General features: G+C 45.3%; 8 protein-coding genes. 4 read left to right on the top strand and 4 right to left on the bottom strand.

The window, feature by feature from the left end:
* Window positions 1-370 precede the first annotated feature (370 nt).
* Complete coding sequence (locus IDJ77_RS17910; RefSeq protein ID WP_191190353.1) at window positions 371-2,050, top strand: lectin; 1,680 nt, start codon at window positions 371-373, stop codon at window positions 2,048-2,050.
* 637 nt (window positions 2,051-2,687) lie between these two features.
* The gene (locus IDJ77_RS17905; RefSeq protein ID WP_191190352.1) at window positions 2,688-5,126 is read left to right on the top strand and encodes an outer membrane beta-barrel family protein; all 2,439 of its coding nucleotides are present in this window, start codon (window positions 2,688-2,690) and stop codon (window positions 5,124-5,126) included.
* A gap of 241 nt (window positions 5,127-5,367) precedes the next feature.
* On the opposite strand, the gene IDJ77_RS17900 is transcribed toward IDJ77_RS17905, so the two are convergent.
* Together IDJ77_RS17900 and IDJ77_RS17895 are read right to left on the bottom strand one after the other, a co-directional pair.
* The gene (locus IDJ77_RS17900) at window positions 5,368-6,039 is read right to left on the bottom strand and encodes a peptidylprolyl isomerase (RefSeq protein WP_191190351.1); all 672 of its coding nucleotides are present in this window, start codon (window positions 6,037-6,039) and stop codon (window positions 5,368-5,370) included.
* A 485-nt stretch (window positions 6,040-6,524) separates the two neighbouring features.
* Window positions 6,525-6,926 (bottom strand): winged helix-turn-helix transcriptional regulator, encoded by a 402-nt coding sequence (locus IDJ77_RS17895; protein WP_191190350.1) that lies wholly within the window; start codon window positions 6,924-6,926, stop codon window positions 6,525-6,527.
* Window positions 6,927-7,037: 111 nt separating this feature from the next.
* On the opposite strand from IDJ77_RS17895, the gene IDJ77_RS17890 reads away from it, so the two are divergent.
* Complete coding sequence (locus IDJ77_RS17890; RefSeq protein WP_191190349.1) at window positions 7,038-7,667, top strand: FMN-dependent NADH-azoreductase; 630 nt, start codon at window positions 7,038-7,040, stop codon at window positions 7,665-7,667.
* A 223-nt stretch (window positions 7,668-7,890) separates the two neighbouring features.
* Here IDJ77_RS17890 and IDJ77_RS17885 read toward each other — a convergent pair whose 3' ends face one another.
* Complete coding sequence (locus IDJ77_RS17885) at window positions 7,891-8,580, bottom strand: adenylate/guanylate cyclase domain-containing protein (RefSeq protein WP_191190348.1); 690 nt, start codon at window positions 8,578-8,580, stop codon at window positions 7,891-7,893.
* A 202-nt stretch (window positions 8,581-8,782) separates the two neighbouring features.
* Here IDJ77_RS17885 and IDJ77_RS17880 point away from each other — a divergent pair, with 202 nt between their 5' ends.
* Window positions 8,783-12,454 (top strand): ABC transporter permease, encoded by a 3,672-nt coding sequence (locus IDJ77_RS17880; RefSeq protein WP_191190347.1) that lies wholly within the window; start codon window positions 8,783-8,785, stop codon window positions 12,452-12,454.
* 68 nt (window positions 12,455-12,522) lie between these two features.
* On the opposite strand, the gene IDJ77_RS17875 is transcribed toward IDJ77_RS17880, so the two are convergent.
* Window positions 12,523-13,089 (bottom strand): hypothetical protein, encoded by a 567-nt coding sequence (locus IDJ77_RS17875; RefSeq protein WP_191190346.1) that lies wholly within the window; start codon window positions 13,087-13,089, stop codon window positions 12,523-12,525.
* Window positions 13,090-13,255: the final 166 nt, after the last annotated feature.

The raw sequence follows: 13,255 nt of genomic DNA, 5'->3' as shown, positions 1-13,255 counted from the left end.
TTGTTTTAAGAAAAGGTAGCGGTAAATATAGCGGGTAAATACCTAAACAAAAATACAGGTGAACACATCAATGTTCAAATTGATGCCGCCATGAGACCGGCCAATGTTTATTTAACGGCAAATGCGCATTGACACACAAAGGCGGCTAACTACTTAATCAAAAGGATATTAATTAATCTTTTGTTAAGTATTTTTTAATGGGCAACTCTTTATTTGCTCTCTAACCAAATATTGCCAGGTACCTTCTCCGGGTGCAGGGTATTAATAAACCAATATTACGCTTATGAAAAAACATGCATTGAGGCCGCCTTAGCTTGGGCACGCGCATTTTTATCGATCAATCTTTTACCAACCATTAACCCATTTAATTATGAAAATCAAAAAAATTTACACCATCATTTGTGTGCTTGCCATCAGCGCTATAAGCGCCTGCCAAAAAAAGGAATTAGTAAGCGAAGCTTTAAACATCAACGATTCGAAACCAAAACCAAAGCAGAGTATTATGGCATCTCCGGCCGGCGATGTGGTAGGCAAAGTAACCGTTGGCTACCAGGGCTGGTTCGCCGCTATTGGCGATGGCTCGCCCATAAACATCTGGTGGCATTGGGCCGACCCGAATAACCAGGCGCCAAACTCAACCAGTATCCGCATAAAATCATGGCCGGATGTACGCGAATACACCAGTACCTATCAAACAGCATTTGCAAACCTCAACAACGGGCAGCCGGCAAAACTATTCTCCTCTTTTACAGATCAAACGGTAAATACCCAGTTTTTATGGATGCAGCAAAATGGTATTGATTGCGCCGCCCTGCAGCGTTTTAACCCAACAGGCGGCGAAGGCCCCGTGCGCGATGCCATAACCGCCAAGGTAAAAACCGCCGCAGAAGCAACCGGACGTAAATTTTACATTATGTACGATGTTGGGTACTGGACAAACATGCAATCGGAAATTAAAGCCGACTGGACAAATAAAATGGCGGCCTACACATCTTCACCTGCTTATGCTAAACAGAACGGCAAGCCGGTTGTGTGTATCTGGGGTTTTGGGTTTAACGACGTGGGGCACCCATGGTCGGCAGCGGTTTGTTTGGATGTAATTAACTGGTTTAAAAGCCAGGGTTGTTACGTAATAGGCGGCGTGCCTGCCTATTGGCGGGATACTAACGCCACCGAAGTGAGGCCCGGCTTTTTGGCTACCTACAACGCGCTGAATATGATCTCGCCCTGGATGATTGGCAAAATAAGCAACATTACGGAAGCCAACAACTTCTATACCAACACCCAGGTTGGCGACCAGGCCTATTGCAACGCCAACGGCATTGATTACCAGCCATGCGTATTACCCGGCGACCTGCAATTGCGCCAGCGCGCACACGGCGACCTGATGTGGAGGCAATTTTATAACCTGATAGGTGGCGGTGCACAAGGCCTTTATATCTCGATGTTTGACGAATATAACGAAGGGAACCAGATCGCTAAAACAACAGAAAACTCCTCCTTTATACCGGCCGGCTCCAACTTTTTATCGCTGGACGAGGACGGTACCGTATGCTCTGCAGATTATTACCTGCGCCTTACCGGCGACGGTGGTAAAATGCTGAAGGGCCAAATTGGGCTTACCGCCACAAGGCCAACCCAGCCTGTTGTTGTCGGTGGTGGTACGGTACCTATAGGGCAGTCGGTAACGTTTAAAGGCTCCAGTAACAACCTGTATGTGAGCTGCGAGAATGGTACGCAAGCCATGAATTGTAACCGCGCTACCGCCGGTGGCTGGGAGCATTTTACCGTGGTAAGTGCAGGCAGCGGCAAAATAGCGCTGCAAAGCCAGGGCAAATATGTATCATCAGAAAACGGCACACAAGCCATCACCTGCAACCGTACATCCGTTGGCCCTTGGGAGCAGTTTGACTGGGTGAACAATGCCGATGGTACGGTGTCGCTCCGCGGAAGTAATGGTAAATATATTTCGTCGGAGAATGGGACGATGGCCATGACCTGCAACCGCACCACTATTGGCGGCTGGGAATCATTTAAACTAAACCAGTAAGGTTATCAGAGCTGCCGGGTATAACTGATACTCCGGCAGCTCACTTTTTTTTGAATAAAATTAAAGCGATATGGTTGGGCTTCTCACGCCCAACTATTTGTGCAGAAGGAAGCCATGGGCACGCCACACTGCCCTTATTACTGTGTTTTATTGCCAACAAGCCCGCTGCAAACACCCTTCTTAAGAGAGTAATAGCCCATCAATAGGCATATTCCATAAAACGTTCCGCTGGAACGTAAAAATTGTCGCTTTTTTTCTACCCATAAGACGTTCCTCTGGAACGGCTTTGTTTTTCTTCATCACCTTCGGGATGTTTTATGGGTAGAAAATGCCGAAGAATCGTCTAACGTTCCAGCGGAACGTCTTATGAATTACTCCCACTGTCAAGTTAGGGGCTTTACTCTCAAGGGGGGAATCGCACATCTCTCCTCGCATTTTTTTATCGTCCAAAAACCCTTGGCAATAACATCAATATTGGCGCAAATTTTTTTTTAGATAAGTGTAACAAATCTATTTATGGCGGTGTCTCACACCTATAGTACTATGCATAGCATGGTATTATGCAAATAACACAACTCGTTAAAAGCGCTTCGGATCTGCCCATGAATTTTTCTGTAAACATTTAACTAAACAAACTATGAAACTGAAATTGAAACTCATACTCATCCTCCTCTTTTCCATCTTCATCGTTCCGGCCTTCGCGCAAACTGCGCCGGTGCTATTCGCGGTAAAGGGAACCACAACCGATTCGGTAGTAAAGAAACCGGTTGCCTATGTAACAGTTAATCTGCGCAATGCAGCCAGGCAACTTGTGCGCACAGCAGCAACAAGAACAGACGGAACATTCTCCTTTGAGAAGCTACAGTCAGGAAAATATCTCCTCTCTATAATAAGCGTTGGGTATAATTCAAAAACTGTAGCGGTTGATCTTACGGATAATACAAAACCTGTGTTTGACCTGGGGAGTATCGCCATCAGCGGGCAAACCACCCAGCTTAAAGCGGTGGCTATTACCATGGATAAGCCTACTGTAAAACAGGAGGTCGACAAGCTCACTTACGACCTTAAGGCAGATCCCGACAGCAAAAGCAACAGTGTGCTGGAGATGATGAGAAAAGTTCCGCTGTTATCTGTAGATGGAGAAGACAATCTCCTTTTAAGGGGGCAAAGCGGTTATAAGATCCTGGTTAACGGGAAGCCTTCCAGCATGATGGAGCGGGACGCTAAAAATGTATTGAAAGGCATGCCCGCCTCCACCATCCAGAGCATCGAAGTTATTACCAACCCTTCCTCAAAATACGATGCGGAAGGGATAGGCGGTATTATCAACATCGTAACCAATAAAAAAACAAGTAACGGCTACAATGGCTCCGTAAATGTAAGCCATGTATTCCCGGTGGGCGGCCCCAGGGCAGGAGGATCATTTTCTTCCAAACAAGGCAAGTTAGAATTGTCCGGATTTTTTGGTGCTAATATCGCCAACACGCCTGCAGTAAGAAGTTCCATCGTGAGGTTAACTACCGGCGGCAGCCCCACTAACCTTAACCAGAATAACTCGCTGGAGTTTGATGGCAAAAACGGGTATATAGAAACCGGGTTTAGCTATGAAATAGATAGCCTTAACCTCATCTCGGGTCAGTTTAACCTTAACGGCAATAACCAGGACGGCACAAACCTGCAGAATTCTATCCTGAATGGCACTGGCGGCCTTATGCAGCAGTACGATCTGTTTAACAGCAACCAGGCCGGCGGCAGGGGAATAAATACTTCTTTAAATTATCAGCTGGGTTTTAAAAGCAACAAGCAGCGGCTGCTCACTTTCTCTTACCAGTATTTCACCTTCAACAATAGGCAAAATGCCGACCTGATGGCATCAAACCGTGTTAACTACACTACGCCGGATTATCTTCAGCACAACGAAGGGGAATCTTCGGAACAAACCTTTCAGGTGGATTATGTACACCCTGTAAAGAAATTGAATATAGAAGCAGGTGTTAAGGCCATTTTTAGGGATAATAACAGCGATTTTCAATACCAGTCGTACAATCCGGCTAAGGGCAATTTCGAACTCGACCCGACACGGAGCAATAAATTCGATAATAATCAAAATGTGTTCGGGGCCTATAACAGCTATACGTACACTTTAAATAGCTGGGCCTTTAAAGCGGGAGCACGCATTGAGGAGACCCTCATTGATGCCGATTTTATTTCAACCTCATCGCAGCTGAACAAAAACTTCTTCAATATCATTCCTTCGGTGAGCATTAATAAGAAGTTTAAGAATATGAGCAGCCTTAACTTCGGGTTCTCGCAAAGGATCCAGCGCCCGGGGATCTATCAGCTCAATCCGTTTGTCGACCGGTCGAACCCAAATTTCGAATCATCCGGTAATCCAAACCTCCGGCCCGCAGTATCCAATAACATCCAGTTAGGATATAACAGATCTAAGAAAGCTTCTCTGAACCTGATGCTCGGCTATAATTATTTTAACGACCTGATTATGCCTGTTGTGGTGTTTAACCCGGCCACTAATATTACCCGCAGCAGTTTTGATAATACAGGCAAAGCCCGGCTGTTTACCCTCAATACCAATATCAGTTACCCCATCACTAAAAAATGGAGCTCATCATTTAACGGAAGAATAGCGCACGGGCGGGTGCAGGGATTGGTAAACGGCGTGCTGGTGAAGAACCAGGGATTGATGTACGGCGCATCTTTAAACACTGCCTATAATTTTGAAAAAGGCTGGCGCGTAAGCGTTAATGCATTTGTGAATGGACCCAACCTGTCTATCCAGGGAACTTCAAATCCATATGCCAGCACATCATTCAGCCTTAATAAAGATATCGTAAAGGATAAGCTTTCGTTCTCTGCGACGGTTAATAACCCTTTCACAAAGTATAGGTATAATATCAGGGATTCATTCGGCCCCGATTTTGCGCAGACGAATACCAACATAGCCTACTTCAGGGGATTTACAACCAGCCTCAACTACCGCTTCGGTAAACTAAAAGAGGCCATGAAGAAAAACAAAAGAAGCATTAGTAATGATGATGTGCAGGGTGGAGCAAATTAGCCCTTTTGGAAGTGGTACGGTGATAACACGATTGGTGTTCGGAATAATTGAATTCGTTTCTTATCGCTCGCACATTTGACTCACCCCGACATCGCTATCGCTTGTCGACCCTCTCTGCTTCGCAAAGAGGGTAAAGAAAAAGGAAAAAGGCACCCCCTCTTTGCGCAGCAGAGAGGGGGCAGGGGGTGAGTCTCCTCGCGATGCGGACATGACCGCCATATGTAGAACATTAAAGTTTGCGCTATTTGCCTGCAAGCACTTTAGCTACCTGTTTAGAATTTAAAACGGTAATTTTCATCCATACGGGCATATCGGGGTTACCGTTTTTATCCACTTTCACGGCGGTAATTTTGTCTATCAGTTCTATTCCCTTTACAATTTCGCCAAACACGGTGTAGTGCTGATCGAGGGAGGGCGTACCGCCTATCGTAGTGTAGGCCTGGCGTTGTGCTGCGCTAAAGTGTACATTAGATCGCTTCTCTATGGTATCTAATCTGCCGCTGGTATATTTTCGCCCGTCTACAATGTAAAACTGGGTGGTAAACGATGACTGGGCGGGGTTATCGTCGCGGCCCATGGCCACAGCGCCCCGTTTATGAAATAAAGTGGTGTCCAATTCCGGCGCTATCCACTTTTGGTCGGCATTTAAAGTGCGGCCTTTATCATATAGCGAGTCCTGGTCGCCGCCTTGTATCACAAAGTTTTTAAGGATGCGGTTAAAAGTAGTTTTATTAAGGTATCCGCTTTTAACCAGCCTTATAAAGTTATCGCGATGCACCGGTGTTTGGTTATAGAGCATTACTATACACCAGCCCTGCGGGGTTTCAATTTTAACGTATTGGTTTACTTGCTGGGCAAAGCCATTGATGTTTAGTAAGATAGTAACTACTAATAAGATGAACGCTTTTTTCATTCGACGCGGTATAAGGTAGAACGCAACTTGCGTATCCACATTTGCTAATTTATACAAAAAGCAGTGGATACAAAATAGCTATCGGAAGTGGTGCGATGATAACACCGACCACAGGCTGAATTGCGGAATGCATCGAGCAGAAACACACCCCTCCACCCCTCTCAAGAGCAATAGCCCATCATTAGACAGATTCCATAAATCGTTCCACAGGAACGTAAAAATTGCCGTTGTTTTTCTACCCATGAGACGTTCCTACGGAACGATTTTGTTTTTTCATCCCTTCGGGATGTTTTATGGGTAGAAAATACCAAAGAACCCTCTAACGTTCCAGCGGAACGTCTTATGAATTACCCGCCTGTCTAATGATGGGCTACTATTCTCTCAAGAGGGGAATCGCACATTCCCCCCGCTTTCTTTAATCTTCTGAACACCTATGATGATAACACCTACCACAAGCTGAAAAGAACCACCAGGCGAAACTGCAATCAGATAACAACGGATCTTTTGACATCAGCTTCTGGATGCTGGGTCAGCTTTCTCTTGTGTTCATATCCCCAGTCAGTCAGAGCAGCAATAATATCTCCCAGTGTTTGGGCGTACTCCGTTGCAATATATTCGACAATAACAGGTTTCTGATTGGCCTGAACCACTCTTTCCACTAAACCGTTCAGTTCCAAATCCTTCAATTCATTGGAGAGCACTCTCGCTGAGATCCCCTTGATGGTGCGTTGTATTTCATTGAAACGGCAATATCCGCTAACAAGCGCAATCACAATTCTCAATTTCCATTTACCTCCCAAGACGTATAAAGCGTCTTCAATTGCAGCCAGATTTCTTAAGCACTGCAACTCCGTATACATTACGGTTTGATTGTTTTTTCCTATCATACTCCATGAGGTAGTAACCTAAAAGTTACTACTAACCTTTTGATTATTAATAACTTAATAATTACAAATGTACATATGTTTGCGGTGTTAAAAAACAAAAAAGTAAAAATCATGAAAAAAGTATTGCACATAATCTCCAGTCCACGCACTGAAGGATCGGTAAGTAGAAAATTAGGAAATGCCGTTGTTGATAAGATTAGAGAAACGCACCCAGGCAGCGTTGTGAAAGATTATGACCTGTCAAAAATTCTTTTTCCGCATATGGGAGAAGCGCTTATTAGTTCGTTCTATACGCCCGAGGAGAACCGCACTCCCGAACAGACTATAGCAGTTAAACACTCCGACGATATCATTGCAGAGTTGCAGGAGTCAGACATCCTGGTGATTGATTCACCTATGTATAATTTCACTATCACCTCTACGCTAAAAACCTTTTTAGACCACATCACCAGGCCTGGCGTAACATTCCGCTACACAGAAAACGGCCCGGAAGGGTTAATCAAAGGAAAAAAGGTTTATATCGCTTTTTCCTCGGGCTGGATTTATGACGAAAACGCTCCGGTAATTCCGGAATTTAATATGCCATACATCAAGAATGACTTCAATGTACCTTTTTTGAAGGTTCTTCTTGGTTTTTTAGGCATGACTGATGTTACTGCTTTCCGTGCAGACGGCGCCGAGCTTCACGGCATCAAGGAAACAGCTTACAGCAATGCTGTCGACAGCATTTTAATCGCCTAAGGTCCTGGCAAACTAAGTGGTATTGAAGAGAATTAACTGTATTCCATTACTAATTAGCCGTTTATGAAGAAGACTAATATGGTGTCTTTTAATACGGCACTAACTCAGGGGTTCAACTTAGGCTTTGCGATGATTGGTATTGCCCCCCACCCGCTCCCACTGGTCGAAGTTTATAAACTTCGACCTAAAATAAAGAAAGCTTTCAGCTTACCCGCCACACAAATCAACCCGATATCGCCAGCAAATAATCCATTTCCAGTTCCGCTTCTTCCAAAAACAGCCCTTTGTGATAAGGGCTGCCGGCGAGGCGCACCTGTAAATGTTGGGTGATGCCCTGTAGCGCCACAGCTTGCTGGCCGGCAGCTAACTGTTGCTGGCCGAGGAACTGGTAGGCGTATTCGGAGATCAGCAGGTCGTTATCCAGCTCTTTGGTTTTGGCCTGCAGGCGGGCGGCTATATTAACGGGGAGGCCCATTACCGCAAGTTGTGGTGAGCCTTCCAAAGCAAATTCATCTATAAAAACCCGGCCCGCGTGTAAGCCGGCACCCATTTCCAGCGGGGCGTTATCATCGTTTGCTGTATACGAATCGTTAAACAAATTAACCGTTTTAAACATAGCCAGTGTTGCCTGGTAGGCATTGTTCACGGCATCGCGCAGGGTATCCTGTAGGCCAAAAACGGCGTACAGGCTATCGCCGCCGGTTTCCACAATTTTGCCGCTAAAGTTTTTGATGATCTGGTTGAACGCGGTAAAAAGGCGGCGAACGATCTGGATAACGTACTGCTCTGGCTGCGATTCCATCAGGCCGGTAAAATTGCGGACGTCTAAAAACAAAATGGCGAGTTCCTGCTCGCGGTGAGGGGCGGCGCTGAGCGCGGGTAATGATATATGGGTGAGGTAATTGTTTTGCATATTAAATGTATTTATACCTATCAGACGACTCACATCGCCAAACATTTCAAAAAAAATTAAATTTTTTATTTCCTGATGCCGGCATGACAGAGGTGGCGGTCCATTTTGGGGTTCTATCGCAATTATTCTGCTTTACCCCGTTTAATTCTCGTAAATTAGTTGTCCTTGTTTTGATGGAACAGGCCTTGAGATAAAGAAAAACTTGAATACATATACCTTCCATATCACCCCCTTTCACCTGGCCTTCCTGGGAGCGATATTTATCGGGTTCTCTTTTGCGTTGCAATTAGGGTTCGCTAAAAGAACAAACCAAGCTGCAAACCGATTTTTAAGTTTAGCCCTAACTACCCTGGTGCTATGGTTACTTTGGGTACTGGGCCGGGACATCGGCCTTGCTACCCACTTCCCCCGCTGGAGCTTGCTGCCACTGCGGTTTTCGCTGGCGTTTGGCCCCCTCATCTTTTTTTATGTGATGAAGATAACACGGCCGGAGTATCAATTCCGCCGGAAGGACCTGTTACATTTTAGTCCGCTGTTGCTGGAATTGGGTATTCATGTTTTAGAAGTTAGGGATAGTATCATAACCGGAACGGCTACTTATAACACGCCCGCCTTTCATCAGCTGAACCCGGCGTTGCAATTGCTGGCCTTCATTTCGGTAAGCGTCTATCTATACGCATCTTACCAACTGGTAGAACGCTTTTACCGGGGCCTTAAATTTAACGGTGGCGACCGGCACCGCTACCAATTGCGGTGGCTGCATCACTCGCTAATAGGTTTCGGCGCGTTATGGCTTTTGTGGATCCCTTTTACAGCCGCCGACTATTTTTATCACCATTCCCGGTTAAGTATCCATGCTTATTATCCTTTATATCTTCTTTTAGCGGTAGCTGCCATCGGGATGGCGGCCGCAGCTTTTTTAAGGCAGGAAACCGGCATGTCGACAGCCCCTATTCCATATTTAAAGCTCCCGCTTCCCGCGGAAATGAAGCAAAGTGGTATTTGGCTAAAGAAAGCCCTAAAAGCCAACCTGTATTACCTGGACCCGGAGCTAAGCTTAAGCTCGCTTGCCGAAAAGCTTGAGCTAACCACTCACGAGTTATCCCGCATCATCAACACCGTGCTCAAAAAAAGCTTTAACGATTTTATCAATGAATACCGCGTTGCGGAAGTAACCCGTAAAATGCAGGACGCCGCATATGACCACATCACCCTGCTGGGCATTGCATTCGAATCGGGCTTCAATTCTAAAACCACCTTTAACCGCACTTTTAAACAGATCACGGGCAAAAGCCCGGTGGAATATAAAAACGATCTTAAAAAAGAGCGCCCATCTTATAATTTGGAGCGTTCGCCAGCGATTGCGACGGTAGTTTCGTCCCAGGAAGCCAGCCCAAAATGGTTTCGGTACAAACTAACCCGCAACTATATGTTTAAAAATTATTTCAAAATAGCCTGGCGCAACCTCACACGCAATAAAAGCTACGCTGCTATTAATGTTACCGGCCTGGCCGTGGGTATTGCCGTTTGTATAGTGATCTTTATCATTATACAATTTCAAACAAGCTTCGATAATTTTCATGCAAAGCAGCGCCGCATCTATCGTGTGCTCACCGAATACCATCACGCAGAAGCAGCAACCGTTTCTTACAGCAAGGACGTGCCCTTTCCCATGCCTGTAGGGTTGAAAACGGCTTTCCCGCAAATAGAGCAGGTAGCGCCAATTTATGCAAGCCAAAACGACCAGTTACTGATACTGGATAACAATGGCAACACCGAAAAGATATTTAAAGAGCAGCGGGGTGTATTTTATACCGATCCTTCCTTTTTTAAAACCTTTGATTTCCCTTTGCTGGCAGGTTCGTACGCATCCTTAAACGATCCCGACAATGTATTGCTTACCAAAGAAACAGCGGAAAAATACTTTGGCGACTGGAGAACAGCAATAGGCAAAACCATAAAGCTGCAGGCAGGCGGGTTTATATTTAGCCATGGCACCGATGTGTTGAAGGTTTCGGGCATTTTGGCAAGCATCCCTTCAAATACCGACTTTCAGCTAAAGCTCGTCGTTTCGTTTGCAACAGGCAGCGGAGTTGATATGCTAAAATCCACGGATTGGGAGGACAGGACGAACTCGGATTTTGGCTGCTATGTTTTACTGCCACCGAATGTATCGGTCGATAATTTTAACCGGCAATTGCGGGCGTATTCCCTCAAAGTACAATCTCCCGTTAATAAGGATACGCATATTTTGCAGCCCCTAAGCGCTGTGCATTATGATACCGAGGCCGGTAATTACAGCAACAAAACAATCAGTCACCAGTTGCTTAATGTATTATGGCTCATCGCGGCGTTCATCCTGCTAATTGCCTGCGTAAACTTCATCAACCTCTCCACCGCGCAGGCTGTTAACCGCGCAAAAGAGGTTGGCGTGCGCAAAGTTTTGGGGAGCAGTAAACATCAGTTGCAGATCCAGTTCATCATCGAAGCATTTTTGATAGTAACCGGCGCCGTAATACTTGCGGCGGCTATTACCATGCTTGCGTTGCCGTATGTAAACCGACTTTTAGAGCTTTCGCTTTCCTTCAACATCTTCAGCGATCCTGTAATTATTTTATTCCTTTTAGCGGTAACCATTGTGGTAACCGCACTCGCAGGTTTTTATCCCGCTATTGTTTTATCGGGTTTCAATCCTGTTAATGCCCTAAAAAGTAAGATCACCGTAAATACCGCAAACGGAATCTCCTTACGGCGGGGCCTGGTAGTAGGGCAGTTTATTATTGCGCAGGCACTCATCATCGGCACGTTTATTATTGCAAGGCAGATGGATTTCTTTATGAATCAGCCCCTCGGTTTTGATAAAGAGGCGATTGTAAACGTTCCGTTCCGTGTGGATAGCGTCCGCATCAGCCGGCTGGATTATTTACGGAACCAGTTATTATCGGTAAACGGCGTAAAGGCGGTAAGCTACAGCTCCAACACCCCGGTAGAAAATGGCAACGACCTTTGGAACGCCATCAGGTTTAACCACGCCATAAAGGAGACAGATTTTAAGGTGATCACCAAATTTGCCGACGAGGGCTATGTGCCGGCCTACAAATTACAGCTGATAGCCGGGCGAAACCTGAAACCTTCCGGCACGACGAGGGAGTTCCTGGTGAATGAATCGCTCCTGAAAAGTTTGGGGATCAAAAACCCGAACGATATACTGAACAAAGAAATAAGCATGTGGGACGACCGGATAAATTGTACGGTTGTTGGCGTGCTGAAGGATTTTAACGACCGCTCCTTCCGCCATAACCTGGCACCCTTACTGGTTACCACAAACGTAACAATGTACAACCAGGCCGGGATAAAACTGGCCACCACAAATATGCCTGCAACCATGCAATCGGTTAAAAAAATATTTGAGCAAACCTTTCCCGATTTTGTTTACGAATACCGGTTTTTGGATGATAAAATTGAAAGCTTTTACAAACAGGAAAACCAGTTGGCCGCCTTGTATAAAATCTTTGCCGCCATCGCCATCTTCCTCAGCTGCCTTGGTTTATACGGCTTAGCCTCGTTTATGGCCGTGCAGCGGGTAAAAGAAGTGGGGATCCGTAAGGTACTTGGTGCAACTGCGGGCAACATTGTTTATTTATTTTCGAAAGAGTTTATCATCCTTATTGCCATAGCCTTTGCCATTGCAGCCCCTATTGCCTGGTACTACATGCACCAATGGCTGCAGGATTATGTTTACCGCATCACCATCAGCTGGTGGCTATTTGTGGCAGGCGGGCTTGTAGCCATCATTATTGCACTGGCAACCATCAGTTTCCAGGCCATAAAGGCAGCATTGGCCAACCCGGTGAAGAGTTTGAGGAGTGAATAACCCCCAAAACACCAAAGCCTCAAATCTTTCAATTTGAGGCTTTGGTCGCATTGCGAAGCTGGTGATCCTTAGCAACCACCTTTGCGTGGGTCCCGTTTAAAAATTACTTTATTGTCCCGCTCAATATAGTCGCCCGCTAATACTACATTGTGGCCTTTACCCAAATAACCTGCGCTATGGCTTCTTATAATTACTTTGTCGTTAACTTTCAGGCTATTCAACTGCCTAAGATCATTGTTATACTTCGTAACATCCTTGTCAGACTTCTCCGGCCAATAATTAACAATATATTCATCGTCATTGATCTTTACCAGCATTCCGAAGCCGCCTACTGATCCCGACGGACGGGAAATAGAGGTTATAACCCCCTCCATATTGGAAAAATCTTTTATGTGCTTTCTTATTTTATCGGCACTGGCATGCGCTTTTATACCGTCGGGGGATGTTTCCCATTTTTTATACCTTAAACCGTCGGGAGAAGCTTCCCATTTCTTTTTATCGTCCCGGTGAGCTGCTTTGCTTTCGGCAGCAGAAAGCGGCTTGCGAGCAGCATCATTTTTAATTGCACTATTCGCAAATACCAGTCCGCTCACCACAACCAGTGGTAAGATCAGCGCATAAATTACTTTTTTCATACTTTTTGTGGGTTTATTAAATAACATAAAATTCTCCTGACAGATCAGATCGGATAAGACGTGCTTTTTATTTTCATATCCTTTCAAAACTGATTCAACAAAATTACTTTGATATATTGCAGTGCGGAGAATTTAGATTGTAAATAAAAATGTAACCTTTGTAAAT

It is taken from the genome of Mucilaginibacter pankratovii, assembly GCF_014773265.1.
Classification (GTDB): domain Bacteria; phylum Bacteroidota; class Bacteroidia; order Sphingobacteriales; family Sphingobacteriaceae; genus Mucilaginibacter; species Mucilaginibacter pankratovii.
This window is presented reverse-complemented; position numbering and strand designations above follow the sequence as displayed.

Coding starts and splice junctions, on each gene's coding strand:
- IDJ77_RS17890 (WP_191190349.1), top strand. CDS start 7,038: ATGAAAAAAGTATTGCACATAATCTCCAGTCCACGCACTGAAGGATCG.
- IDJ77_RS17875 (WP_191190346.1), bottom strand. CDS start 13,089: ATGAAAAAAGTAATTTATGCGCTGATCTTACCACTGGTTGTGGTGAGC.
- IDJ77_RS17905 (WP_191190352.1), top strand. CDS start 2,688: ATGAAACTGAAATTGAAACTCATACTCATCCTCCTCTTTTCCATCTTC.
- IDJ77_RS17895 (WP_191190350.1), bottom strand. CDS start 6,926: ATGATAGGAAAAAACAATCAAACCGTAATGTATACGGAGTTGCAGTGC.
- IDJ77_RS17910 (WP_191190353.1), top strand. CDS start 371: ATGAAAATCAAAAAAATTTACACCATCATTTGTGTGCTTGCCATCAGC.
- IDJ77_RS17885 (WP_191190348.1), bottom strand. CDS start 8,580: ATGCAAAACAATTACCTCACCCATATATCATTACCCGCGCTCAGCGCC.
- IDJ77_RS17900 (WP_191190351.1), bottom strand. CDS start 6,039: ATGAAAAAAGCGTTCATCTTATTAGTAGTTACTATCTTACTAAACATC.